This window comes from Krasilnikovia sp. MM14-A1004, from assembly GCF_047159485.1.
Lineage (GTDB): Bacteria > Actinomycetota > Actinomycetes > Mycobacteriales > Micromonosporaceae > Actinoplanes.
Map to the genome: position 1 here is coordinate 4068323 of NZ_AP038773.1, position 24724 is coordinate 4093046.

General features: G+C 72.9%; 18 protein-coding genes. 13 read left to right on the top strand and 5 right to left on the bottom strand.

Translation table 11 applies throughout. The annotated features are described in order from the left end of the window. Window positions 1–14: 14 nt before the first annotated feature. From ACMCNN_RS17600 to ACMCNN_RS17620, 5 genes are all read left to right on the top strand, one after another. Window positions 15–1322 (top strand): TrpB-like pyridoxal phosphate-dependent enzyme, encoded by a 1308-nt coding sequence (locus tag ACMCNN_RS17600; protein ID WP_412741588.1) that lies wholly within the window; start codon window positions 15–17, stop codon window positions 1320–1322. Window positions 1323–1387: 65 nt separating this feature from the next. Then, window positions 1388–2074, top strand: coding sequence for a flavodoxin family protein (locus ACMCNN_RS17605; protein ID WP_412741589.1), 687 nt, complete (start codon window positions 1388–1390; stop codon window positions 2072–2074). Next, complete coding sequence (locus tag ACMCNN_RS17610) at window positions 2064–2411, top strand: cupin domain-containing protein (RefSeq protein WP_412741590.1); 348 nt, start codon at window positions 2064–2066, stop codon at window positions 2409–2411. The genes ACMCNN_RS17605 and ACMCNN_RS17610 overlap by 11 nt, the downstream gene beginning before the upstream one ends. Beyond that, window positions 2408–2818 (top strand): chorismate mutase, encoded by a 411-nt coding sequence (locus ACMCNN_RS17615; RefSeq protein ID WP_412741591.1) that lies wholly within the window; start codon window positions 2408–2410, stop codon window positions 2816–2818. The genes ACMCNN_RS17610 and ACMCNN_RS17615 overlap by 4 nt, the downstream gene beginning before the upstream one ends. Then, entirely contained in the window at window positions 2815–4269 is a 1455-nt protein-coding gene (locus ACMCNN_RS17620; protein ID WP_412741592.1) for a UbiD family decarboxylase domain-containing protein, read from the top strand. Before ACMCNN_RS17615 ends, ACMCNN_RS17620 begins: the two co-directional genes overlap by 4 nt. Here the strand turns inward: ACMCNN_RS17620 and ACMCNN_RS17625 are convergent. Next, complete coding sequence (locus ACMCNN_RS17625; protein WP_412741593.1) at window positions 4208–5713, bottom strand: PLP-dependent aminotransferase family protein; 1506 nt, start codon at window positions 5711–5713, stop codon at window positions 4208–4210. The genes ACMCNN_RS17620 and ACMCNN_RS17625 overlap by 62 nt on opposite strands. A 156-nt stretch (window positions 5714–5869) precedes the next feature. On the opposite strand from ACMCNN_RS17625, the gene ACMCNN_RS17630 reads away from it, so the two are divergent. Next, window positions 5870–6814 (top strand): DUF5996 family protein, encoded by a 945-nt coding sequence (locus ACMCNN_RS17630; protein WP_412741594.1) that lies wholly within the window; start codon window positions 5870–5872, stop codon window positions 6812–6814. Between the two features lie 15 nt (window positions 6815–6829). Here the strand turns inward: ACMCNN_RS17630 and ACMCNN_RS17635 are convergent, their stop codons facing one another. Then, window positions 6830–7405 (bottom strand): helix-turn-helix domain-containing protein, encoded by a 576-nt coding sequence (locus tag ACMCNN_RS17635; protein WP_412741595.1) that lies wholly within the window; start codon window positions 7403–7405, stop codon window positions 6830–6832. A 66-nt stretch (window positions 7406–7471) separates the two neighbouring features. On the opposite strand from ACMCNN_RS17635, the gene ACMCNN_RS17640 reads away from it, so the two are divergent. Next, on the top strand, window positions 7472–8872 hold the full coding sequence (locus ACMCNN_RS17640) for an MFS transporter (protein WP_412741596.1): 1401 nt from the start codon (window positions 7472–7474) through the stop codon (window positions 8870–8872). Here the strand turns inward: ACMCNN_RS17640 and ACMCNN_RS17645 are convergent. Next, entirely contained in the window at window positions 8852–9034 is a 183-nt protein-coding gene (locus tag ACMCNN_RS17645) for a hypothetical protein (protein WP_412741597.1), read from the bottom strand. The two genes, ACMCNN_RS17640 and ACMCNN_RS17645, sit on opposite strands and share 21 nt — an antisense overlap. A gap of 335 nt (window positions 9035–9369) precedes the next feature. On the opposite strand from ACMCNN_RS17645, the gene ACMCNN_RS17650 reads away from it, so the two are divergent. After that, window positions 9370–12324, top strand: a complete 2955-nt coding sequence (locus ACMCNN_RS17650; protein ID WP_412741598.1) for a FlgD immunoglobulin-like domain containing protein — start codon at window positions 9370–9372, stop codon at window positions 12322–12324. Between the two features lie 11 nt (window positions 12325–12335). Here ACMCNN_RS17650 and ACMCNN_RS17655 read toward each other — a convergent pair whose 3' ends face one another. Beyond that, the gene (locus ACMCNN_RS17655) at window positions 12336–15137 is read right to left on the bottom strand and encodes an FAD-binding and (Fe-S)-binding domain-containing protein (protein WP_412741599.1); all 2802 of its coding nucleotides are present in this window, start codon (window positions 15135–15137) and stop codon (window positions 12336–12338) included. A 16-nt stretch (window positions 15138–15153) separates the two neighbouring features. Between ACMCNN_RS17655 and ACMCNN_RS17660 the strand changes: the two genes are divergently transcribed. Continuing rightward, window positions 15154–15813: a GntR family transcriptional regulator gene (locus ACMCNN_RS17660; protein WP_412741600.1), complete on the top strand. Its 660-nt coding sequence runs from the start codon at window positions 15154–15156 to the stop codon at window positions 15811–15813. 25 nt (window positions 15814–15838) lie between these two features. Beyond that, entirely contained in the window at window positions 15839–16615 is a 777-nt protein-coding gene (locus ACMCNN_RS17665) for a thioesterase family protein (protein ID WP_412741601.1), read from the top strand. 18 nt (window positions 16616–16633) lie between these two features. Here ACMCNN_RS17665 and ACMCNN_RS17670 read toward each other — a convergent pair whose 3' ends face one another. After that, window positions 16634–17548 carry an AEC family transporter gene (locus ACMCNN_RS17670; protein WP_412741602.1) on the bottom strand — a complete coding sequence of 305 codons (915 nt, stop codon included), beginning with the start codon at window positions 17546–17548 and terminating at the stop codon, window positions 16634–16636. A gap of 156 nt (window positions 17549–17704) precedes the next feature. Between ACMCNN_RS17670 and ACMCNN_RS17675 the strand changes: the two genes are divergently transcribed. The 3 genes from ACMCNN_RS17675 to ACMCNN_RS17685 all read left to right on the top strand — a co-directional run bounded on the left by ACMCNN_RS17675 (window position 17705) and on the right by ACMCNN_RS17685 (window position 24696). Beyond that, window positions 17705–20062, top strand: a complete 2358-nt coding sequence (locus ACMCNN_RS17675) for a transketolase-like TK C-terminal-containing protein (RefSeq protein ID WP_412741603.1) — start codon at window positions 17705–17707, stop codon at window positions 20060–20062. 198 nt (window positions 20063–20260) lie between these two features. Next, a complete protein-coding gene (locus tag ACMCNN_RS17680) occupies window positions 20261–24397 on the top strand; it encodes a SpoIIE family protein phosphatase (protein ID WP_412741604.1) in 4137 nt (1378 codons plus the stop codon). Then, window positions 24394–24696, top strand: a complete 303-nt coding sequence (locus ACMCNN_RS17685; protein WP_412741605.1) for an STAS domain-containing protein — start codon at window positions 24394–24396, stop codon at window positions 24694–24696. The genes ACMCNN_RS17680 and ACMCNN_RS17685 overlap by 4 nt, the downstream gene beginning before the upstream one ends. Window positions 24697–24724 lie beyond the last annotated feature (28 nt).

Below are 24724 nucleotides of genomic sequence, written 5' to 3' on the forward strand. Positions count from 1 at the left end.
AGATGCACACCGACATGCCCGTGACCAGATTTGTTCTTTCCGAGAACGACCTCCCCACGACCTGGTACAACGTCGTGCCGGACCTGCCCAAGGGGCTGCCGCCGATGCTGCACCCCGGCACCCGGCAGCCGATCACCCCGGCCGACCTGGCACCGCTGTTCCCCGAGGCCCTGATCGAGCAGGAGTTCTCCACCGAGCGCGACATCGACATCCCGGGCGCGGTCCTCGACGTGTACCGGCAGTGGCGGCCCAGCCCGCTCGTCCGGGCGCACCGCCTGGAACAGGCCCTGCAGACGCCGGCCCGGATCTACTTCAAGTACGAGGGGGTCAGCCCGGCGGGCAGCCACAAGCCCAACACGGCGGTGCCGCAGGCCTACTACAACATGCAGGAGGGCGTGCAGAAGCTGACCACCGAGACCGGCGCCGGGCAGTGGGGCAGCTCGCTGTCGCTGGCGTGCTCGTACTTCGGGCTGGACTGCGAGGTCTACATGGTCCGGGTCAGCTACGACCAGAAGCCGTACCGGCGGGCGCTGATGGAGACGTTCGGCGCCAGCGTCACGGCCAGCCCCAGCACGCTGACCGAGGCCGGACGGACGGCCCTGGCCGCCGACCCGAACTCCTCCGGCAGCCTCGGCCTGGCCATCTCCGAGGCCGTCGAGGCCGCACTGGCCAGCGGCGGCACCGCGAAGTACGCGCTCGGCTCGGTGCTCAACCTCGTCCTCATGCACCAGACGATCATCGGGCAGGAGGCGCTGGCCCAGCTGGAACTGGCCGACGACTATCCCGACGTGGTGATCGGCGCGGCCGGGGGCGGCTCCAACTTCGCCGGTCTCGCCCTGCCGTTCTGGCGCCGCCAGAACGACGGCAGCGGCCCGGCGGTCCGGTTGATCGCGGTCGAGCCGGCGTCCTGCCCGTCGCTGACCGAGGGCACCTACGAGTACGACTTCGGTGACACCGCGGGGATGACACCGTTGACCAAGATGCACACGCTCGGCCATGACTTCGTGCCTCCGTCCATCCACGCCGGCGGGCTGCGCTACCACGGCATGGCGCCGGTCGTCAGCGCCCTCAAGGACATCGACGCGCTGGAGGCGCGGGCCGTGCCGCAGCGGGCGTGTTTCGAGGCCGGTGTGCAGTTCGCCCGGGCCGAGGGCATCGTGCCCGCACCCGAGTCGACCCACGCGGTACGGGTGGCGATCGACGAGGCGCTGGAATGCCGGGAGTCCGGCGAGTCGAAGGCCATCGTGTTCTCGTTGTCCGGCCACGGCCACTTCGACATGCAGGCGTACCTGGACTACTTCGCCGGACGACTGACCGACTGACCTTTGGCGCGCCCGGACGGTCACCCCGTCCGGGCGGTCGCCCATCCACGGGGGATGAGAGCCACATGCGAAGCACCATCCTGGCCATCAACGGTTCGGAACGCGCCGGCGGGAACACCGACCTCGCGGTCTCCTACGCAGGCCGCCTGATCGCCGCGCGCGGCGGCGAGCTGCAGACGATCTACCTGCGGGACCACCGCATCGCGCCGTGCAGCCCGTGCGGCAACTGCAACAGCCGCCTCGTGCCGTGTGAACTCAGCGACGACATGCCGTCGCTGATCGAACGGATGCGGGAGGCCGACGGCATCCTGTACGCCGCACCCGTGCACGGCTTCGGCCTGGCACACCTGATGCAGATCTTCATCGAACGCGCCGGGGTCGGGTATCTGCGCTTCGACCGCCCGCTGGCGAACAAGGTCGGCGGGGTGATCGTCACCGGACGCCGCTACAGCGACTCGTCGGCGCACAACCAGATCGTCAACAACCTGCTGCTGAACCGCATGATCCTGGTCGGCAGCGGCTTCCCGGTGCTGCTGCGCAACACCGACAGCACGCCGGGCCTGAACGACGTCGAGGGCCTCGACGCGCTCGACCGCATGCTGCACCGGATGCTCGACATGATCCAGCTGCTCCACCAGCACCAGCGCATCTTCGGACCTGTGCTGCCGCTGCGCGATCTCAACGAACGAATCCCTCGTCCGCGCCGCGGCGAGCTCACCACCATCCAAGGAGACACCGACAATGTCCACTGAGGCCGTCACCCTGCCCGTCGGCATCGACTTCCCGAACGCCGAGTGGGAGACCTGGCACAAGCCGGGCGCCGACGGGCGCGTCAAGATCGCGTACGTGGGTGGTCAGCGGCTGCGGCTGCTGGAGCTGCCCGCCGGTTTCGACGAGCACGAGTGGTGCCTGCGCGGCCACACCGGTTACGTGCTGCAGGGCGAGTTCACCATCCACTTCAGGGACCGCTCGGTGCCGTGCCGCCCCGGCATGGCCTTCGTCATCCCGGACGACGACGAGCACCGCTCGCAGGGTTCCCACGACCAGCCCACGCTCGTGTTCGTCGTCGACCGCGTGGTCCCGGCATGACCGAGCGCAGCGAGGGCCACGAGGGCATGCCCAGCAAGCACGGCATGACCGAGCGCACCGAGCGCAGCGAGGGCCACGAGGGCATGCCCAGCCAGCACAGCATGACCGAGGATGGGCAGCGGGAGATCGAGCGGATGCGGCGGCGGATCGACGAGCTGGACGAGATGATCGTCGGGTTGCTGGCCGAGCGGACCGCCGCCGTTCGGGTCCTCACCGAGCACAAGACCGACGAGGCCGCCGTGCGCTCCCCCGACCGGGTTCGCGCCGTGCTGGCCCGGGTCGAGATGCTGGCCGAGCGGCACGGCATGCCTGCGCAGATCGCCCGCGAGACATACCGGGCGCTCATCGAGGAACTCACCGCCATGCAGCTGGTCCGGTTGGCGCGGCGGCGCGGGACGCCGGTGTGATCACCGACCTGCGTGCCGCGGTCGCGGCGCTGGAGTCAATGCCGGGCGAGCTGCTGCGCGTCACCGACGAGTTGCCCGCCCGGTTCGGCCCCGGCGCACGCTACGCCCGGTGGGCCGGGACGCCGGCCCCGCCGCCCACCGGGCCGGGCCCCGCCGTGCTGTTCGAGAAGGTACGCCCGGACACCGGAGCGCCGTCGCAGCTCCTGATGGGCCTGTACGGCACCCGCCGCCGGGCCGCCGCCCTGCTCGGTCTCCGCCCCGAGCAGGTGCCGTTCCGGCTGCGCGACGCGGTGGCCGCGCCGCTCGCCCCGGTACCGGCCGCCGATCCGGGGCGGTGGCCGCGCCACACGCTGCCCACCGACCTGTCGGCGCTGCCGATCCCGGTGCTGACCGACGAGGACGCCGGGCCGTACCTGACGCTCGGCGCGGTGCTGGCCACCGACCCGGAGACCGGCGTACGCAATCTGTCGGTGCACCGCATGTGCGTGCGCGGCACCGACCGGCTGACGATCTGGATGGTGCCCGGCCGCGACCTGGGGCTGGCGTACGAGCGTTCGTTGCGTCGCGGACGGCCCCTGCCGGTGGCGATCCACCTCGGCCCGTCGCCGGCCGTCCTGCTGGCGTCGTGCTGCCCGACCTCGCTGGTGCCCACGGGGATGGACGAGCTGGCGGTGGCCGGGGCGCTGGCCGGGGCGCCGGTCGAGCTGCTGCCCTGCCGCAGCGTCGCGGCCGAGTTCATAGCGGACGCCGAGTACGTCCTCGAAGGCGAGATCACCGGCGAGCTGGCCGCGGAGAACCCGGACGGCGAGGCGGCCACCCCCGAGTTCCTCGGCTACCAGGGCCGCGCCCATCCCGCGTTGCCGGTGGTGCGGGTCACCGCGATCACGGCCCGGCCCGACCCGATCCTGCAGACGGTCTCCGGGCCCGGCTACGAGCAGTCGCACCTGCTGGGCTTCGGCATGGAGGCGGCCATCCTCGATGACCTGCTGGGCCGCGACGCCCCGATCCGGGCCGTGCACTGCCACACCGCGGGCGGCGGGCAGCTCATGGCGGTGCTGCAGTGGCGGGCCAAGCGGGACGAACGCGACGACGAGATCGTCCGCGCCGCGTCCCTCGCGGTGCTCGACGGGTCCCGCATGGTCAAGCTGGTGCTCAGTGTCGACGAGGACGTGGACGTCGAGTCCGAACAGGACCTGTGGTGGGCGATGGCGACCCGGATGCAGGGCGACCGGGACATCGTCGTGCTGCCCGACCGGCAAGGGTTTCCGCTCGATCCCACCCAGCACCGAAGCTACTCGACGACGATCTCGGCCGACGGGCGCACCGCGAAGACGCTGTTCGACTGCACCGTGCCCCACGGGCAGCTGCACCGGTTCCGGCGGCCCGCGTTCACGGCCGCCGAGCAGCCGCCGCGCGAACCGCCGCGGCGAACGACGCCACCCCCTCGGTGATCCGTTCGGTGGGCACCGCCCCGTAGCCGAGCAGGAACATCGGATCCTCCGGCGTCGGGCCGACGAAGTAGTCGGCCGCCGGATAGACCAGCACGCCGCGCGCCGCCGCCTGGCGGGCGATCTCGGCGGGGTCGGTGCCGCCCGCCCCGCCGATGGTGACGAGCACGTGCAGGCCGGCGTCGGCGCCGCTCACCCGGGCGGCGCCGTCGAACTGCACGTGCAGGGCGTCCAGCAGGCGGCGGCGACGCTGCCGGTACAGGCGGTCCATCCGGCCGATGTGCCACGCGTACGAGCCGGAGGAGATGAACGTGGCCAGGGCCTCCTGGGTGACCGTGGCCGTCAGCCGGTCGGTGATCCACTTGAGACCGAGGAACGGCTGCACCAGATGCGGCGGCAGCACCGCGTAGCCGATCCGGATCGACGGGTACAGGGTCTTGCTGAAACTGCCCACGTATGCGACGGCGGCGTCGCCGGGGTCGGCCGCGATCGCCGGGATCCGCTCGCCGGACAGCGTGAACTCGTGGTGGTAGTCGTCCTCCAGCACGGTGGCGCCGTGCGCACCGGCCCAGGCCAGCAGGTCGCGCCGCCGCTGCGGCGACATGATGTACCCGGTCGGGAACTGGTGGGACGGTGTCACGTAGATCAGCCGTACCCGGGCGGGGTCGTGTCCGGCGGCGCGGACGTGCCGGTCGATGTCGCCGACCCGCAGGCCGTCGGAGTCGACCGGGACGGCGACCACGGTGGCGCGGGCGTACCCGAAGATCTGCCGGAGCGCGGTGTGGCTCGGGTCCTCGATGACGATGACGTCGTCGGGGCGGACGAGCAGCCGTACCAGAATGTCGATCGCCTGGGTCGCGCCGCTGGTGATCAGGATGCGGTCGGCCGGGGCGAGCAGCGCCCGGCTGCGCCGCAGCAGCGCCGTGAGCTGCGCGCGCAGCGCGGGCGAGCCCTCCGCCGGGCCGTAGCCGAGCAGCGCCGCGTCGGCGTTGGTGAAGGCCTCGCTCATCGTGCGGCGCCACCGGGAGATCGGGAACTGCGCCAGCGCGGGTGTGCTGTGCCGGAAGTCGATGGCGTTGTCCGCCGACCGCTCCCACGGCTGCCAGAGTGGATGGTCGGCCTGCCCGGCCAGGGGCGGCTCGGGGGCCAGCCGGGACGCCGGGGCGGTGGCGTCCGCGGGCTGCCAGCGGGGCAGGGTCCGGCTGATGCGGGTGCCGGATCCGGGCCGCCCGTCCAGCACCCCGTTGGCGCGCAGCAGCTCGTAGGCACGCAGCACGACCGTGCGGGAGACGCCGAGTTCGTGGGCCAGCTCGCGGCTCGGCGGCACGGGGTCACCGGGCTGGAGTTTTCCGGTGCGCACCGCGTCGACGATGTGGTCGCAGAGCTGGCTCTGGAGGGAGACGGCGCTGCCGCGGTCCAGGGCGATCATGATCTGCGACGTGCCCACCGCGCAACAGTACGTCAGACGCCCGGGATCCCGGTCGTCTCGCCGCGGCACGCGGCTTCCGCCCCTCAGGCGACCCGGCCGGGTCTAGGATTCGGGGGTGGTGCCGTCGTGCCCCCGGTTTGATCGAACGTCCAGCGGCATCCGCGGGAGGGCGTGGTGACCAAGCAGAAGACGACACAGCACCGGGTGTGGCCGCGGCTTCGGATCGAGGACTGGGCCGACACGAAAGACACGCTGCACATGTGGACCCAGGTCGTCGGGAAGATCCGCATGGCGCACACGCCGGCGGTCAACCACTGGTGGCACGTCACGCTGTTGGTGAGCCCGCGCGGCCTGACCACTCCGGCGATCCCGTACCGGGACGCGGCGTTCGACATCGAGTTCGACTTCCTCGACCACCAGCTGCACATCCGGACCAGCGACGGCAGCCGACGCCGGGTCGAGCTGGCGCCCAAGTCGGTGGCGCGCTTCTACACAGAGACCATGGACGCCCTCGCCGAGCTGGGTATCCAGACCCGGATCCACGCCACGCCCAACGAGGTGGAGCCCGCCGTACCGTTCGCCGAGGACGATCAGCACGCCTCGTACGACGCCCGCGCGGTCCAGCTGTACTGGCGCCAGCTCCTGCAGGCCGACCGCGTACTCGGGCGGTTCCGGTCCGGGTTCGTGGGCAAGTCCAGTCCGGTGCACTTCTTCTGGGGTGCCATGGACCTGGCCTGCACCCGGTTCTCGGGGCGCACCGCGCCGCCCCACCCCGGTGGCGCGCCGAACTGCCCCGTTCGCGTCATGCGCGAGGGCTATTCGCACGAACTCGCCAGCTGTGGTTTCTGGCCGGGCGGCGAGGAGGGCGCCTTCTACGCGTACGCCTATCCCGAGCCGCCCGGATACGCCACGCATCCGGTACGGCCCCGGGCCGCGGGCTACCACGGCGACGTCCGGGAGTTCCTGCTGCCCTACGAGGCCGTCGCCACCGCACCCGACCCGGATGCCACGCTCACCGAGTTCCTCAGCACGACGTACGCCGCCGCCGCGGATCTGGGCGGCTGGGACCGCGCCGCCCTGGAAGCCGAGCCGCTGCCACCCGACAACCACCCCGGATGATCACGCCGGGGGGGGTCAGCCCGCGTGGGGCCGGTCGCCGTCCGGGCCGTACAGGTGCAGGATCTCGGCGGGCCGGTCGGCGGCCGGGCCGAACCAGTGCGGCTCGGCCGCATCGAAGTCGGCGGTGTCGCCGGGATGCAGGAGCAGGTCGCGGTTGCCGAGCAGCAGGCGTACGTCCCCGGACAGGACGTAGAACCAGGCGTGTCCCGAGTGCGTCACCTGCCGCGGCGGGCCCGGGCTGGGTCCGAGGATCTGCTTGAAGACCTGCAGGCGGCCGGGATACGTGGTCAGCGGCACCACCACGCTGGGATTGCCGGTCCGCGGCTCGGTGCGGTGCGGGGTCAGGTGGGCGCGGGGATCACCGGTGGGCGGAGCGCCGATCAGGTGATCCAGGGCCATGCGATGTGCACGGGCCAGCGGGATCAGCAGATCCAGCGTGGGACGGCGTTTACCGGACTCCAGGCGGGAGAGGGTGCTGACCGACAGTCCGGTGGCGGCGGCCAGGTCTTCCAGGGTCAGGCCGCGGTCCTGGCGGATGCGGCGCAGGCGGGGTCCGATGCCGTCGAGCAGCTCCGCCAGTGAAGGGTCCATGGAAGCAGTTTGCGGTCTCCGCAAGTTCGCTGGGCCCGGCGGGCCCGGTCCGCGACCATTCCGGTCATGGACAAGACGCGTCAATGGTGGGTGCTGGCGATCTGTTGCACCAGCATCTTCCTGGTCGGGCTGGACACGACGGTGGTCAACGTGGCGCTGCCGTCGATCGGGCGGGAGCTGCGGCTCGGCGTACCCGAACTGGAATGGACCGTCGACGCCTACACCCTGGTGCTGGCCGGCCTGTTGATCACCTCCGGTGCGCTGGCCGACCGGATCGGCCGGCGGCGGGTCTTCCGGGCCGGGCTGGTGCTGTTCGCGGCGGGCTCGCTGGGCTGCGCGGTGGCGCCGGGCCTGGAGGTGCTGGTCGCGGCGCGCATGGTGCAGGGCGTGGGCGGGTCGATGCTCAGCCCGGTGGCGCTGGCCATCGTGGTGAACGTGATCACCGAGCCGCGGGAACGGGCGCAGGCCATCGGGGTCTGGGCGGCGGTGTTCGGGCTCAGCATGGCGGCCGGGCCGCTGCTCGGTGGCGCGCTGATCGCCGGGCTGGGCTGGCGGGCGGTGTTCTGGGCCAATCTGCCGATCATCGCGATCGTCGGAGTGCTCACCGCGGTCCACGTGCCGGAGTCGCGGTCGCCGAGGCCCCGGCGGCTGGATCTGCCCGGCCAGGTGCTGCTGAGCATCCTGGTCGGGTCCGTGGTCGCGGTGCTCATCGAAGGGCCGCGGACGGGCTGGCGGTCCGGGTGGGCGACGGCGGCGTACCTCGCGATCGCCGCCGTCGGGTTCATCTTCGTCCGGACGCAGACGCGCCGGGCCGAGCCGTTGATCGATCTGCGACTGTTCCGGAGGCCGCCGTTCGCCGCGGCGGTGGGCGGCGCGGTGGTGACCTTCGTCGCGCTGAACGCCACCCTGCTGCTCGGCACGCTCTACCTGCAGCAGGTGCGAGGGCTGAGTCCGCTCGCGGCCGGTGCGGTCACGCTGCCGATGGCGCTCGCGGCCACGATCTGCGCGCCGCTGTCCGGATACCTGGTGGGCCGGGTGGGGCCGCGCCTGCCGTTGCGGCTGGCCGGGGCGGGCATCGCGGCGGGTGGGGCGCTGCTGGTCGGGCTCGGCGAGCGGACCGCGCTGCCGGTGCTGCTGGTCGCGTACCTGTGCGTGGGGATCGGGGTGGGTTTCGCGAACGCGCCGATCACCAACACCGCGGTCAGCGGGCTGCCGCCGGAGCGGTCCGGGCTCGCCGGTGGGATCGCGTCGACCGCGCGTCAGATCGGCGCCGCGCTCGGCATCGCCCTGGCGGGTGGCCTGGTCGCGGAGCCGGGAGCGGGTGGCTTGACCCCGGCGATGAGTCCGGGGTGGATCCTGGTCGCGGTCTGCGGCGCGCTCCTGCTGCTGGTGGCGCAGGCGTCACCGGTTGCCTCGACTCGGCGGCTCGTTTCCGCCCGCCAGATTTCAGTCGTCTCCGCGAAGTAGGTCGCGGACGCCGGCGAACATCCGGAACACCTCCAGGCGGCCGTCGAGAAATCCCCTGCGATAGTCCGCGCCGGTAGCCGGATCCTCCGCTTGTGCCGTGTCCCGGGACCCGTCAAGGCCGTCGATGCGGCCGGCGCCGTAGGCCCGCAGCGCCTCTTCCATGGCCACTCCTCGTCACTGATCCGCGCGACAATCTCGCACGCCGCGCGCACCGGTGCCAGTGGCCGACCATCCGGCCTCGGCCAACCTATCCGCCAACCGATGCACAAAGGGTGATCAGCCCGGGGCACCTCGGTGATGCCCCGTCCACCTAGGTCGCCGATCCGTCCGCAATGCCGGGAAAAAACGCATTTTCCGAAACGGCCGGGAGCGCCGCTTTCGATGCGCGCGACGGGACACGACAGAGGTTCGGATTTCGGTATCCTGTGCCGCCGGTTCATCGCGGATGCACGGGTTGTGACGGATAAAACACGCATCGTACGTATAAACAAGGAGAAATGGTGTCCCTGACCCGTACGCCGGTGGTGCTGGCGGCCGCGCTCACCCTCGGCATCACGCTGGCCGCCGCACCGGCCGCCGCCGCGGCACCACAGTCGGCGGCGGTTCCCGCGGCGCTCGTACTCCCGGCGGCGCAGCGCGCCGTCCCCCGTGCCACGCAGATCCTCACCGCCGGGACCAGCGGCTTCCTGTGGGCGCAGGAGGGCGACGACCGTCTGCTGTGGACGGACTACACCACGGGCACGGCGGCCGCGCTCGACCAGCGGCTGCCCACCGCGGTGACGTACAACGTCGACGACGGGTCCTTCCGTGCCGCCGCGTCGTTCGAACCGGGCTGGTACGGCCGGGGCGCCGACACCGTGGCGCTCTACGAGGGCGGGGACGCACCGCACGTCACGCTGCTGGACAAGACCCGCAAGGTCGCCGACGTGGCGGTGCCGGCGGGGCACTCGTACCGGGGAACGTTCGGTGGCACCGTGCTGACCCGGACCGGGGGCGACGGCGAACACCAGACCGTCCACCTGTGGCGCGACGGCACCGACACGCCCGTGACGGGACTGCCGGACGGCGCCACGGACATCGCAGTCGAGGACGGCGACGCCCGGTCGGTCATCCTGCGCTACAAGTCGTCGCCGGACGAGCCGGGCTGGGGGCGGTGGAGCATCGTCGACCTGGCCGACGGCGTCGCCGGCGCGCTGCCGGACCGGATGGACGAGAACGACACCGGGTTCGAGGTCACGGGCTTCCAGCTCGGCGCCGACTCCATCCTGCGCAAGCGGGCCGGGCGCGCCAAGCTCGACGTGCTGGACCGGAAGAACATCAACGGCCCCTTCCGTACGGTCGACACCGGCCCGTTCGCCTACGACGCCACGTACGGCATCGTCGGCTCCACCCTGTTGTCGGTGGAGCGGGTCTCGCCGGGCAACGACCTCTACCGCGGGCAGCCACTGTGGGCGGTGCCGACCGACGTCGACGCGCCACAGCTGACGAAGCTGATGGACCCGGCCGCCAACCAGATCCAGCAGGCGCCCGACGGCTCGGCCATCGTGGCCGGCGCCGAGCGTTTCGTCGCGGAGGGCGACCTGGACTGGGGGATCTACCGGATCTCGCAGGGCCCCGGCGGAAGCCCCGAACGGCACCGGGTGACCGCGGTGGCGCCCGTACCGGCGCAGGTCCACGGGCTGGCACTGGGCAGTGGCATCCTCAGCACCGCCGACAACAGCACGATCTACCAGCCGGGGACCTACCTCGGCGCGTACCGCAGCACCTGGCTGACCACGCCCGGCCCCGACGCCACCCCGGCGGTGGCCCGGTCCAGCCGGGACGGGTTCGTCAGCGGGCGCGACGGCAACTGCGCCAACGACACCACCGACGGGCTGCGCTGCGTCGCCATGTTCGCCGACGGCACCGGCTATCACGGCCGCCGGCCGGCCACCGAGTCCGGCCTGACGATGCTCTACGCGAACGGCGCCGCCGCCCCGGGACCGAGCGTCCACACGGGCGAGGACACACCGGAACTGGTGGACCTGTCCGGCCGCTACGCGGTGGTCAACGGCGTCTCGTTCGGAAACCAGAACATCGTCGAGTTCCGGCCCGGCGCGGCCGGGGCCGTGCTCGTGCACCGCACACCGGTCGGCGCCGCCGTCTGGGGTTCGACGCTGTGGAGCGCGGCACAGACCGGTGGTGTCGTCACGGCCACCCAGCTGCCCGGCACGGGCGTGATGGAGTCGTTCACGACCACCAACGGCTGCACCCCGAGCAGCCTGCAGGCGGTGGGCCGCTGGGTCTACTGGCTCTGCAGGGACGGCTTCGGCGATGTGCACGGCGCGGGGATCTACGACCGGGCGGCCAAGCGTACGGTGACCGCACCGGCCGGTGACGTCCTGCTCGGCGACGGTTACCTCGTCGAGCACGCCGACGGGCTCCGGCTCATCGACCTGCACGACGGGCTCCCGGCCAGCGGCAACCACGCCGACCTGCCCACCCGGACGCTGGTCGGCGCCGCCGAACTGGGCCGCTTCGGGGGCTCGCGGACGAGCTGGACCGTCGACCGGTTCGGCGGCGCGGTGGCGTACGCCGACGACGACCAGCGCGTCCACATCGTGCCGACAGGGATCCCGGCCGGCGCGCTGACCGTGATCGACTCGACGGTGAGCCCGAACGCCGCCAGCTGGTCCGGCACCTGGTGGCTGTCGAAGCCCGCCGCGGCGTGGCAGGTCGTCCTGCGCGACCGGGGCGGCGCGCTGATCCGTACCCTCTCGGGCTCGTCCGCGCAGGGCATCCTGAAGGCCACCTGGGACGGCAGGGATTCGGCCGGCAGGCCCGTCGCCGACGGGACCTTCACGTGGTCGCTGACCGCCCAGCCCGCCGACGGTCAGGGCGCAGCCCTCACCGTGGCGGGGCCTCCCGCGCTGAAGCCGGGCACGAAGCCGTCGATCACCGGCACTGCGGCCGTGGGCTCGACGGTGAAGGCGACCGTCGGCACGTGGACGCCGGCGGCCACGTCGTACACCTACCGGTGGGCGGCCAACGGCGCCACGATCACCGGCGCGACCAGCGCGTCGTACGTCATCCCGCCCGCGATGCTGGGCAAGCGCCTGACGGTCACGGTGACGGCGAAGCGTACGGGTTACCTCTCCGGCACCGCGTCGTCACCGTCCTCGGCGGTGATCGCCAAGGGCCCGGCGTCGAAGGCGACCAGGAAGCCGGCGGTGACCGGCACGGCCAGGGTCGGCCGGACCGTACGCGCCTCGGTCGGCACCTGGTCTCCCGGGGTCACGTCGTACCGCTACGAGTGGCGCCTCAACGGCAGGGTGATCGCGGGCCGGACCGGCGCGACGCTGAAGCTGACCTCCTCGATGCGCGGCAAGAAGGTCACCGTCACGGTGATCGCGCGCCGGACCGGCTACCAGGACGGCAGGGCCACCAGCAAGGCGGTGACCGCACGACCCTGAGAAGCCCGGCCTCAGCGGTCGAGCAGCTGGGCCAGGTGCAGGGCCGTGCGGTCCCGAAGGTCGGCGACCTGGGTCCGGCAGGAGAAGCCGTCGGCGAGCACGACCGCGTCGGGGGCGGCATCGAGCGCGGGCAGCAGGTCGTGCCCGGCGACGGCCACCGAGACCTCGTAGTGGCCGCGTTCGACGCCGAAGTTGCCGGCCAGGCCGCAGCAGCCCGCCAGCCGCCGTACCCGGGCGCCCGCGGTGGCGAGCAGGTCGGCGTCGGCCTTCCAGCCGAGGACGGCGTGGTGGTGGCAGTGCGGCTGGGCGACCACCTCGACATCGGACAGATCGGGCGGGGCCCAGCCCGGTGTCGTGGTGAGCAGTTCGGCGAGGGTGCGCACCGACCCGGCGACCAGTGCGGCGTCGGCGTTGCCGGGCAGCAGTTCGTGGACGTCGGAGCGCAGCACCGCCAGGCAGGACGGCTCGATGCCGACGATGGGGACGCCGGCCCGGGCGTCGGCGGCGAGCGCGGCGACCGTACGCGAAAGGATCTTCTTTGCGGAGTCGAGCTGGCCGGTGGTGATCCAGGTGAGACCGCAGCAGACCGACCCGGACGGCAGTCGCGGTTCGTAGCCGGCGGCGCGCAGCACACGTACGGTGGCGTCGGCGACCTCGGGTGAGAAGGCGTCGGAGAAGGAATCGGCGAACAGCACCACCGGCGTACGGCCCTCGGCCGTCGCCGGTGTGAACGTGCGCCGGAACGGGCGCCGCGCGAAGGCCGGAACGGCACGGCGCTTGTCGACCCCGGCCAGCCAGAGCGCGAGGCCGCCGAGGCCGGGCAGCCGGACGGCCGCGTTCGCCAGCCGGGGCGTCCACCCGGCCAGGCGCGCCCAGAACGGCAACCTGCCGAGCGTGTAGTGCGCGCGCGGCCGCAGTCGGCCCCGGTAGGTCTGGTGCAGCACCTCGGACTTGTAGGTGGCCATGTCGATGCCGGTCGGGCAGTCGGAGGCGCAGCCCTTGCAGGACAGGCACAGGTCCATCGCGTCGTGGACCGACGGGTGCGACCACGGCAGTTCGCCGCGCACCACCTCCTGCAGGACCCGGGCACGCCCGCGGGTGGAGTCCTTCTCCTCGCGGGTGGCCAGATAGGACGGACACATCACGCCGCCCGCGGCGGAGTTGTCGGCGCGGCACTTGCCGACGCCGGTGCAGCGGTGCACGGCCTGGCCGAGGTCGCCGCCGTCGTGCGGGTACGCCAAGGCGAGGTGCTTCAGCGGGAAGCGCCCGGCGGGCCGGACGTCGGCGTCGACCGGGTCCGGGCCGACCAGCACCCCCGGATTGAGCAGGTTGCCGGGGTCGAAGGCGTGCTTGATCCCGGCGAACAGGGCGATGGCGTCCGCGGAGTACATGTGCGGCAGCAGCTCCGAGCGGGCGCGGCCGTCGCCGTGTTCGCCGGACAGCGATCCGCCGAACTCACCCACGAGCGTCGCCGCGTCGGTGAGGAACTCGCGCAGCACCGTCGTGCCGCCGGGCTGGTCGAGCGGGTAGTCGAGCCGTACGTGCATGCAGCCGTCGCCGAAGTGCCCGAACGGGGCGGAGGTCATGCCGTACGAGGAGACGAGGTCGTCGAAGCGTGCCAGGTAGGCACCCAGTTTCTCCGGTGGTACGGCGGCGTCCTCCCAGCCCGGCCAGGCGGGCTTGTCGGACGGGGCGCGGCCCGCCAGGCCCGCGCCGTCCTCGCGGATGCGCCACAGCCGGGCCTGGGCGGCGGTTTCCGGGACGACCAGGGTGTCGTCGCCGATGCCGTCGGCCGCCAGCGTCCGCGCCCGCGCGAGCACCTCGCCGGGATCGTCGCCGGCCAGCTCGACGAAGAGCCAGGCCCCGCCGCGCGGCAGCGGCGGAACCGCGTCCGGGCCGCGGCGGGCGCGCAGCACGTCGAGCAGCCGCGAGTCGAGACCCTCGCAGGAGGTCGGTCCGTGCGCGACCACGGCCGGGGCGGCCTCGCCGGCCGCGATGATGTCGCGGAAGCCGAGCACGACGACGACCCGGGCCGGGGCGTCGACGACGAGCTTGACTGTCGCCCGCGTGATGACGGCCAGGGTGCCCTCCGAGCCGACCAGCGCCCTGGTGAGGTCGAATCGCTCGGGCAGCAGGTGCTGCACGGCGTAGCCGGACACCTGGCGCCCGAACCGGTCGAATTCGGTGCGGGCGGCGGCCAGGTGCGCGCCGACCACGTCGCGCAGACCGGCGAGCACGGGCTCGGCACCGTACGCGACTGCGGCGCCCGTGTCGTCGTAGCCGGTGGTGATCCGCTCCCCCGCCGCGGTCAGCAACTCCAGCCCCGCCACGTTGTCGGAGGTGCGGCCGTACGCCAGCGACCGCGAGCCGCAGGCGTTGTTGCCGATCATCCCGCCGATGGTGCAGCGCGGATGGGTGGACGGGTCCGGCCCGAAGCGGACGCCGTGCGGCATGACGGCCTTCTGCAGGACGGCGTGCACGGTGCCGGGCTCGACCACCGCGGTGCGCGCGGCAGGGTCGACGTCGAGTACGCGGTTCAGGTGGCGGGAGAAGTCGAGCACGATGCCCCGGCCGACGGCGTTGCCGGCCACCGACGTCCCGGCGCCCCGGGAGGTCACCGGTACGCCCGTCTCGCGGGCGACGGCGAGCGCCGCGGCGACCTCGTCGACGTGCCGGGGGCGCACCACGGCCAGCGGGGGGATCCGGTACAGCGAGGCGTCGGAGGCGTACATCCCGAGGGTGCCGGCGTCGGATCGGACCTCGAGCCCCGCGGTGCGCAGGTGCTCCACCACGCCGGTCGACTGCTCGCTCATGAGTAACATGTTACTCATGCCCGAGCTCGCCCTGCCGCCGGATGCGCGATCCCTCGCCGACGCCGTCGCCCAGGCCGTCCGGGACGGGGTCGCCGCCGGCGAGCTGGTGCCGGACACGACGTACTCCGTCTACCAGCTGGCGGACCTGCTCGGGGTCTCGCGCAGCCCCGCGCGGGAGGGCCTGCTGCGCCTCGCGGAAGCGGGACTCATCGAGATCCACCGCAACCGCGGCTTCCGCGTCCTTCCGCCGAGCGCCCACGACATCGAGGAGATCATCGGCATCCGTCTCACCCTCGAACCGCCCGCCGCACGCCATGCGGCCGAGCGCGGCACCGACGCGCAGCACGGCAGCATCCGCACGGCACTGGAGACCATGGCGGCCGCGGCCGCCCGCGGCGACGACGCCTCCTTCTGGCCCGCCGACCGGGCCCTGCACGACCTGCTGCTGCGTACCGCGGGCCGGCCCCGCACCGCCGCCATCGTCGAGCGGCTGCGCACCACCACCGCACTGCTCGGCCCGCCGAGCACCGCCAGCGGCCGCACCCTGCCCGACATCCACGCCGAGCACGAGCCGGTGGTCGCGGCGGTCCTGGCCCGCGACGGCGCGGCCGCCGAGGCGGCCATGCGCGCCCACCTCGAAGCGACGCGGGACCTGCTCGTGGGACACCTGCGCTGAAACTACCCGCCGGTAGGATCTCGTCGTGTCGTTCTATCGCCAGGTGGCCGAGGACCGGTTCGAGGCAACCCCGCTCACCCGCGGGCCGTGGGATGCCCGGTCGCAGCACGCCGGCCCGCCGGCCGCGCTCATCGGCCGCGCGGTCGAGTGCCGCCCCGGCGCCCGCGCCGACAGCCGGGTCGTGCGGATCACGTTCGACATCGCCCGGCCGGTGCCCATCGGCCCGCTGACGGTCAGCACCCGCGTGGTGCGTTCGGGCCGCAGCGTGGAGGTGGTCGAGGCGGAACTGACCCCCGACGGCGGCCCGGCCGCCATGCGGGCGACCGCGGTGCTGATCCGTACGGCCGACGGGGCCGCTCCCGGCGTGCCGGGCGTCGCACCGCCGCCCGGTCCGGAAACGGCGCGGGAGCAGCCGTTCCCCCTGCCGTACGACGAGGGTTACCACACGGCGATGGAGACCCGGTTCGCGGCAGGATCGTTCCTCGAACCGGGTCCGGCGACGTGCTGGCTGCGGATGCGGGTGCCCCTGGTGGACGGTGAGACCCCGAGCCCGCTGACGCGGGTGCTGGTCGCCGCCGACTCGGGCAACGGGGTCAGCGGCGTGCTGGACATCCGTACCCATCTGTTCGTCAACGCGGACCTCAACGTGCACCTGCACCGCTACCCGGCGGGCGAGTGGGTCTGCCTGGACGCGCGTACCGCCGTCGACGCCGACGGCATCGGGCTCGCCGACACGGCGCTGCACGACGAGTCGGGCGGCCTCGGCCGGGCCACGCAGGGCCTGTTCGTCGCGGCCCGCTAGGAGCGGCGCCGGGCGGGCTCAGCCGAGCATCGTCGCCGCCGCGGCGAGGGTGGCCAGCGACAGCGTCGTGGTCACCACCACCGCCCGGGAGGCCACCGCCTCGCCGGCGCCGTACTCCTGGGCGTAGATGAACGTGTTCTGCGCGGTCGGCAGGCCCGCGCACACCACCACGGCGAGCAGTTCCGGTCCGGACAGGTGCAGCGCCAGCCCGGCCGCCCAGGCGACCAGTGGTTGGGCGACGAGCTTCAGCACGGTGATCACGGCCAGCTCGGCCGGCTCGACCCGCGACGCGTCCGCGCCGTGCAGCGAGGTGCCCAGCGCGATCAGGGCGGTCGGCACGGCGGCGCCCGACAGCAGCGTGAGTGCGGCGCCGAGCACCTGCGGCGGGTGCAGGCCGGCCGCCGAGCAGGCGATGCCGAGCAGCGACGCGAGGATCACCGGGTTGCGTACCGGCAATGTGGTGAGGTGGCGGATCCGGATCCGCCCGGCCGGGTCGCGGCGACGGTCGAGGGCGCCCAGGATGACCGGCGTCATCACCAGGACGTTCAGCAGCACGACCTCGGCCAGGAACGACACGTTCCCGAGGATCTGCGTCGCGATCGGGATTCCGAGATTCGCCGAGTTGACGTATCCGGCGGCCATGCCCCAGATCGGCCGTTCATCGGGCTTACGGCCGAACAACCGGCTGGCGCCCAGCCACCCGAATCCGACGACCGTGGCCGAACTGATCGCGAAAGCGAGCAGCGGCAGGCCGAGGAATCCGGACAGCGGCATCCGGGACAGCGTCAGGAACAGGGCGGACGGCATCGCCAGGTGGAAGACGAACCGGCCGAGCACCGCGGTCGCCGCCTCGCCCAGCAGCCCCCAGCGGCGGGCCGCGTAGCCGACGGCGGTCAGGATCCAGATCGGCACGAACGCCGACACCATGCTCATGCGGTGCTTCCCCCAGGCCACGCTCCTGAACGCTTCCTCAGGGGCTGACGTCGGTCGGCCGCGAGCGCCCGCCTACCCTGACACACCGGGACCGGCGCAGCACCGGCCCGCCAACGTCACGTCCGCCACACCGCCATCGCCGTCGGAAGGGCACCCATGAGCGACCGCAACCTCGCGACGACCGCCGGCTCCCCGTCCACGCCGGGCGGGACCAGGCAGGGTGACCACACCGACGTCCTGCGGGAGATCGAGCAGCGGGTGCTCTGGCTGTCGACCGCGATCGTCGACCACGCCAACCGGGTACGGCCCAACCCGACCGGCCTGAAGGTCGGGGGCCACCAGGCGTCCTCGGCGTCGATGGCGACGATCATGACGACGCTGTGGTTCCAGCACCTGCGCGCCGAGGACCGGGTGTCCGTGAAGCCGCACGCGTCGCCGGTCCTGCACGCCATCAACTTCCTGCTCGGCGCGCTGGACGAGTCGTACCTGACCCGGCTGCGGTCCTTCGGCGGCCTGCAGAGCTACCCCTCGCGGGCGAAGGACCCCGACCCGGTGGACTACTCGACCGGGTCGGTCGGCATCGGTGCCACCGCGCCGATCTGGGGTGCGCTGTCGCGCCGCTACGTCGAGTCGCACGCGGGCGGTGCCGGGACCGGGCGCCAGTACTCGCTGGTCGGCGACGCGGAACTCGACGAGGGCGCGGTGTGGGAGGCGATCCTCGACCCGATGGTCGCCGAGCTCGGCGAGATCTGCTGGATCGTCGACATGAACCGGCAGTCGCTCGATCGCGTGGTGCCCAACATCGGCGCGACCCGGCTGCAGGGCATGTTCGCCGCTGCCGGCTGGCAGGTGCTCACCGTCAAGTACGGGCGGCAGCTCACCGACCTGTTCGCTCTGCCGGGCGGGGAGCAGCTGCGGCGGCGTATCGACGAGATGACCAACCCGGAGTACCAGCGGCTGCTGCGCTGTTCCGCGACCCAGCTGCGCGAGCGGCTGCCCGACAGCGACGAGCTGCGGGCGCTCGTCGGCACCCTCGACGACGCCCAGCTCCACCACGCGATCCGCAACCTCGGCGGCCACGACCTGGCGGCGCTCGACGAGGCGTTCCGCGGCATCGACGACACCCGCCCCACGGTGATCTTCGCGTACACGGTGAAGGGCTACGGGCTGGCCACCGAGGGACACCCGCAGAACCATTCCTCGCTGCTGTCCGAGGACCAGATGAATGAACTCGCCGCCCGGTCCGGCATGACGCTGGACGCGCCGTGGCAGCGGTTCCCGGCCGACAGCGGGGCCGCCGAGCTGTGCGCGCGCCGGGCCGCGAGCCTGCACCGGGAACCGGTACGCACCTCCGCGGTCGGCGCCGTGCCGACCGACATCGGGCGCACGCCGTCGGGCCGGGCGACGACCCAGGCCGCCCTCGGCCGGGCGCTGCTGGATCTCACCCGGGCCGCGCCCGGGGTGGCCGGCCGCGTGGTGACCCTGTCCCCGGACGTCTCCTCGTCGACCAACCTCGCCGGATGGGTGAACAAGGTCGGCGTCTGGTCGCAGACCGCACGGCAGGACTGGTTCAACGACGACCCCGAGACGATCCTGCACTGGCGCGAGCATCCCCACGGCCAGCACCTCGAACTCGGCATCGCCGAGGTCAACCTGGTCGGCCTGCTCGGCGAGCTGGGCGCGACGTGGTCGCGGTGGGGACAGCCGCTGCTGCCCATCGGCGTCCTGTACGACCCGTTCGTCCAGCGGGCCCTGGAACCGTGGTCCTACGGGCTCTATGCCGGGGGGCAGTCGATCCTCGTCGGGACCCCGTCGGGCGTGGCGCTGGCACCGGAGGGCGGCGCGCACCAGTCGATCACCACGCCGTCGGTCGGACTCGAACAGCCCGCCTGCATCAGCTACGAACCGGCGTTCGCGATCGACGTCGAGTGGACCCTGCTCGCGTCGATGGCCCGGCTGGGGCGGCCCGACGGCATTTCGGCGTACCTGCGGTTGTCCACGCGCCCGGTCGATCAGACGCTCGCCGCGGTGCCCGCCGACCCCGCCGCCCGTGAGCGGCGCCGCAAGCAGGTCGTCGCCGGGGCGTACCCGCTGCGCCGCTCCCCCGCCGGGACGCCGGCGCTCACCATCGCCGCGATGGGCGCGGTCGTCCCCGAGGCGCTGCAGGCCGCCGACCGGCTGGAGTCGCTGGGCACGGCGGTCGACGTCGTCTGCGTCACCAGCCCGGGACTGCTCTTCGACGCCGTCCAGGCCCGTGCCGGGCGGCCGGCCCGTACGGCGGCCACCGAGACGTGGATCCTGGATGCCGCTTTCCCGGCCCGCCGGTCGTCACCGCTGGTCACGGTGCTCGATGGTCATCCGCACACGCTGGCGTTCCTGGCCGGCATCCGTCAGGTCCGGGCCACCCACCTCGGCGTGACGACGTTCGGGCAGTCCGGCGACCTGGAGTCGGTGTACCGGCACCACGGACTCGACACCGACAGCATCGTCGGCGCGGCCCTCGACCTGCTGTGACCGGCACATCGATGCGGTCACGCCCGTCCCCGCCTGTTTGAATCCCGGCCACCCCGGGAAAGGCTGTCGTCGGCCCGTCGCCCGGAATTGGGGGGTCTGCGAGCCGGCCGCGTATTGTTCGGTAAGCCGTTGATGTCCGACATTGCGCAGGTGGGAGGGCTTGCTGAGAGCCGGTGACGAGCGAGAAGAACACCGATCATGATCGAGGATGAGCACCGGCCGCGGGCATCCACCGCCGCCGAGGTCTTCGCCGTCGGGGGCGATGTCGGCCGGGACCTCGCCGCGGTCTCCTGGGAGGCGACGCCGCTCGGCTCGGCGTCGGCGTGGCCGCAGAGCCTGCGGACCGCGGTCAGCATCCTCCTGTCGTCCCGGTTTCCGATGTGGATGGCGTGGGGCCCGCAACTGACGTTCTTCTGCAACGCCGCCTACCGCCGCGACACCCTGGGCCGCAAGTATCCGTGGGCCCTCGGCCGTCCGGCGAGCGAGGTGTGGGCGGAGATCTGGGACGACATCGGCCCGCGCATCGACACCGTGCTCTCCACCGGCGAGGCGACCTGGGACGAGGCGCTGCTGCTGTTCCTGGAACGCTCCGGATACACGGAGGAGACCTACCACACGTTCTCCTACAGTCCGCTGCGCGACGACGACGGCGCGCTGGTCGGCATGCTCTGCGTGGTCAGCGAGGACACCGAGCGCATCATCGGCGAGCGGCGGATGGCGACGCTGCGGGACCTCGGCTCCGATCCCAGCGCGATCCGTACGGAACAGCAGGTGCTGGCGTTCGCCGGTGCGCAGCTCGGCCGCAACCAGCGGGACCTGCCGTTCACCCTGACGTACCTGTTCGACGGCGACGGCGCCCGCCTGGCGGGTGCGACGGGCATGCCGGCCGGCCATCCGGCCGCACCTGCGGAGCTGGCGGCCGGTGGGTCACCGGTGTGGCCGACGGCGGCGCCGGCCCGCGGCGAGGTGGCGCTGGCCGCCCTCGACGGCGGCGCGCTGGGGTTACCGTCCGGGGACTGGCCGCAGCCGCCGACGCAGGCGCTGCTGGTGCCGTTACTGCAGCAGGGCGGCACGCCGTACGGCTTCATGGTGGCCGGACTCAACCGGTACCGGGTCCTGGACGACAAGTACCAGGGGTTCGTGGAACTGGCCGCCGGGCACGTCGCCGCCGGGATCGCCAGCGCGCGCAGCTACGCGGCCCAGCAGCGCCGGGCGGAGGAACTGGCCGAGCTGGACCGGGCGAAGACGGCGTTCTTCTCCAACATCAGCCACGAGTTCCGCACGCCCCTCACGTTGATCATGGGACCGGTGGAGGAGCTGCGGGCCCGCCGGGACCCCGACGAGGTGGTCCGCGCCGAGCTCGACGTCGTGCACCGCAACGCGCTGCGGCTCGGCAAACTCGTCAACAGCCTGCTCGACTTCTCGCGCATCGAGGCCGGCCGCATGCAGGCCCGCTACGAGCCGGTGGACCTGGCGGCCGCGACCGCGGAACTCGCCAGTGTCTTCCGCTCCGCGCTGGAACGCGCCGGGCTGACGTTCGAGGTGGACTGTCCGCCGCTGGGCCGGCCGGTGTACGTCGACCGCGGCATGTGGGAGAAGGTGATCCTCAACCTGCTCAGCAACGCGCTGAAGTTCACCTTCACCGGCGGCGTACGGGTCGCCGTAGGGGCCCGGGGTGACCGGGCGGAGGTCACGGTGGCCGACACGGGCGTGGGCGTGCCGCAGCAGGAGATGCCGCGGCTGTTCGAACGGTTCCACCGCATCGAGGACGCCAGGTCCCGCTCCAACGAGGGCAGCGGCATCGGCCTGGCCCTGGTCAAGGAACTCGTCGAGTTGCACCGCGGCACCATCACCGCGACCAGCGCCGTCGGCCGGGGCACGACGTTCGTCATCGGCCTGCCGTTCGGCACCGGCCATCTCCCGGCCGACGCGTTGGCGAAACCGGGCAGCACCGCCACGGTGTCGGCGACCGTGGAGCCGTTCGTCCAGGAGGCTCTGCGCTGGGTGCCCGCCGACCCGGAGACCGAGGTCCCGGGCGCCGGGCCCGAGGCCCGGGTGAGCCGGGCCGGTGCCGGGGCCCGGGTGCTGGTCGCCGACGACAACGCGGACATGCGCGACTACCTCACCCGGCTCCTGCGGTCCGCGGGTCACCGGGTCCAGGCCGTCGACAACGGGCAGTCCGCCCTGGAGGCGGCACGCCGGAAGGTCCCCGACCTGATCGTCAGTGACGTGATGATGCCGCGCCTCGACGGCCTGGAGCTGGTCGGGGCGCTGCGCGCCGATCCGCGGACGGCGGGCACGCCCGTCCTGTTGCTGTCGGCGCGGGCCGGGCAGGAGGCCTCCATCGAGGGCCTGGAGGCCGGTGCCGACGACTACCTGGTCAAGCCGTTCTCGTCGGCCGAGCTGCTGGCCCGGGTACGCGCGAACGTGGAACTGGCCCGGCTGCGCAACCACCACGCCCGATGGCGCACCGCCCTGATCGACTCCCTGCAGGAGGCGTTCTTCGTTTGCGACGAGGACGGCACGGTCATCGAGACGAACTCCACGTTCGACGACATCCTCGGGTACGGACCCGCGGACCTGCCCTACCCGCCGGTGCACCCGTGGTGGCCCGACCCGGCAGCCGATCCCGAGGGATACCAGCAGGCGGCCGAGGCCTTCACGGCGCTCGTCGAACGACCCCACGGCGCCTACACGATTCCCGTGACGCATCGGGACGGCCACCGGCTGTGGGTCGCGGCGGCCTTCAACCAGGTCGACGACCCGGAGACCGGGCGGCGCGTCATCGTCGGCACGCTGCGCGACGTCACCGCCGAGCACTACGCCGTGCAGCGGGAGAGCGCCCTGGCGGCCCTGAGTGTCCGCCTGTCCCAGGCGGAGAGCCTCACCGGGGCGCTGCGCGGGGTGCTGCCCATGCTGCAGGAGCTGTGGCGGGCGACGCGGGTGTTCGCGACGGTGTTCGACGGTTCCGGCCCGCCCGCGGTGATCGCCTCCGGCCCGGAGACGCGCTGGGGCACGCTGACCGAGCAGCGTCAGCAGGCCGTGACCGCGTTGCGGGACAAGCCGCTGCTCACCCCGGTCGCCGATCAGCCCGGTGGAGCCGGGGTCGCGCTGGAGCACCCGGACGGCACCATGGTGCTGTGGATCGACCTGGCGGAGAACCGGCCGTTCACCGAGCAGGACCAGACGTTGCTGGCCGTACTGGCCGGGCACCTCGGCCAGGGCTTGCGCCGGATGCACCAGCTCGACCAGCAACGCGAGACCGCGCTGGCCCTGCAGCGCGCCATCCTCGGCCCGGCCCAGCTGCCGGCCGGCTTCGCTGTGCGCTACGCACCGGCGACCCGGCCGCTGAAGGTCGGCGGCGACTGGTACGACACCTTCCCACTGGCCGACGGGCGTATCGGCATCGTCGTCGGCGACTGCGTCGGCCACGGCCTGCCGGCCGCCACGGTGATGGGTCAGCTGCGCAGCGCGTGCCGCGCCCTGTTGCTGCAGAACACCGATCCCGCGCAGACGCTGACGGCCCTCGACCGTTTCGCCACCCAGCTGCCCGGCGCCATGTGCGCCACCGTCTTCTGCGGCGTGCTCGACCCGGACACCGGCTCCCTGTGCTACGCCAGCGCCGGCCATCCACCCGCCGTCGTCACCCACCCCGACGGCACCGTCGACCTGCTCGACCAGGGCCGGTCCCGTCCGCTGGGGGTGCGCTGCGACACCCGGCGCCCCGATGCCCAGTACGCCATGCCCAGCCGCGCCACCCTGCTGCTGTACACCGACGGCCTGATCGAACGGCGCCGCCAACCGTTGACGGCCGGCATCGACCGCGTCACCGGCACGGTCCAGCAGGGACGCTCCGCGAATCTGGAGGATCTCGCCACCGGATTGATGCGGGACATGGCGCCCCCGGGTGGGTACCAGGACGACGTGGCGCTTCTCCTGTACCGGCATCCCGGCCCGCTCGAACTCGACTTCCCCGCCGAAGCCGGCCGCCTCGCCGGAGTCCGGGCGGCGCTGCGCGGCTGGCTCGCCCGGTGCGGCGTCGACACCACCACCGCGCAGAACGTCCTCGTCGCCGCGGGCGAGGCGTGCGCCAACGCCATCGAGCACGGCCACCGCCACCTGCCGGGCGGACACATCCGGTTGCATGCCGCCGCCACCGCCGACGAGCTGCACCTGACCATCGCCGACAGCGGTCGCTGGAAGGCAGATCAGCCGGCCGGCGACCCGCACCGGGGACGGGGACTCACCATCATGCGGGCGCTGATGACCCGGGTGACCGTCACGACCGGTGTCACCGGCACCATCGTCGGTCTGCATGCGAGGATCGCCGGATGAGCGCCGCTCTGAGCCTGGCCACGGGACGCCGCCCGGACGGCACTCTCGTCGTCACCGCCACCGGCGAGATCGACATGAGCAACGCCGACGCGTTCTCCCGCGCTCTGGCGCAGGCCCGCCGGGGCGTCGACGGCGGTTCGTTCGTCGTCGACCTCACCGGGGTGGAGTACCTCGACAGCGCCGGACTGGCCGCGCTGTTCCCGTACGTCGAGCACGTCCGGCTGCTGGCCACCCCGTTGCTCGGCCCGGTGCTGACCATCGCGGGCCTGGCCGACCTGGCCACCATCCAGGATCCGTGAACGGGGCGCCGGGCGGCCGGGTCCGGAC

What these genes read in the sequence shown, in the direction of transcription:
- ACMCNN_RS17600 (WP_412741588.1), top strand. Translation starts at nt 15, where the DNA reads ATGCCCGTGACCAGATTTGTTCTTTCCGAGAACGACCTCCCCACGACC.
- ACMCNN_RS17605 (WP_412741589.1), top strand. Translation starts at nt 1,388, where the DNA reads ATGCGAAGCACCATCCTGGCCATCAACGGTTCGGAACGCGCCGGCGGG.
- ACMCNN_RS17610 (WP_412741590.1), top strand. Translation starts at nt 2,064, where the DNA reads ATGTCCACTGAGGCCGTCACCCTGCCCGTCGGCATCGACTTCCCGAAC.
- ACMCNN_RS17615 (WP_412741591.1), top strand. Translation starts at nt 2,408, where the DNA reads ATGACCGAGCGCAGCGAGGGCCACGAGGGCATGCCCAGCAAGCACGGC.
- ACMCNN_RS17635 (WP_412741595.1), bottom strand. Translation starts at nt 7,405, where the DNA reads ATGGACCCTTCACTGGCGGAGCTGCTCGACGGCATCGGACCCCGCCTG.
- ACMCNN_RS17640 (WP_412741596.1), top strand. Translation starts at nt 7,472, where the DNA reads ATGGACAAGACGCGTCAATGGTGGGTGCTGGCGATCTGTTGCACCAGC.
- ACMCNN_RS17645 (WP_412741597.1), bottom strand. Translation starts at nt 9,034, where the DNA reads ATGGAAGAGGCGCTGCGGGCCTACGGCGCCGGCCGCATCGACGGCCTT.
- ACMCNN_RS17650 (WP_412741598.1), top strand. Translation starts at nt 9,370, where the DNA reads ATGGTGTCCCTGACCCGTACGCCGGTGGTGCTGGCGGCCGCGCTCACC.
- ACMCNN_RS17655 (WP_412741599.1), bottom strand. Translation starts at nt 15,137, where the DNA reads ATGAGCGAGCAGTCGACCGGCGTGGTGGAGCACCTGCGCACCGCGGGG.
- ACMCNN_RS17660 (WP_412741600.1), top strand. Translation starts at nt 15,154, where the DNA reads ATGCCCGAGCTCGCCCTGCCGCCGGATGCGCGATCCCTCGCCGACGCC.
- ACMCNN_RS17670 (WP_412741602.1), bottom strand. Translation starts at nt 17,548, where the DNA reads ATGAGCATGGTGTCGGCGTTCGTGCCGATCTGGATCCTGACCGCCGTC.
- ACMCNN_RS17675 (WP_412741603.1), top strand. Translation starts at nt 17,705, where the DNA reads ATGAGCGACCGCAACCTCGCGACGACCGCCGGCTCCCCGTCCACGCCG.
- ACMCNN_RS17680 (WP_412741604.1), top strand. Translation starts at nt 20,261, where the DNA reads ATGATCGAGGATGAGCACCGGCCGCGGGCATCCACCGCCGCCGAGGTC.
- ACMCNN_RS17685 (WP_412741605.1), top strand. Translation starts at nt 24,394, where the DNA reads ATGAGCGCCGCTCTGAGCCTGGCCACGGGACGCCGCCCGGACGGCACT.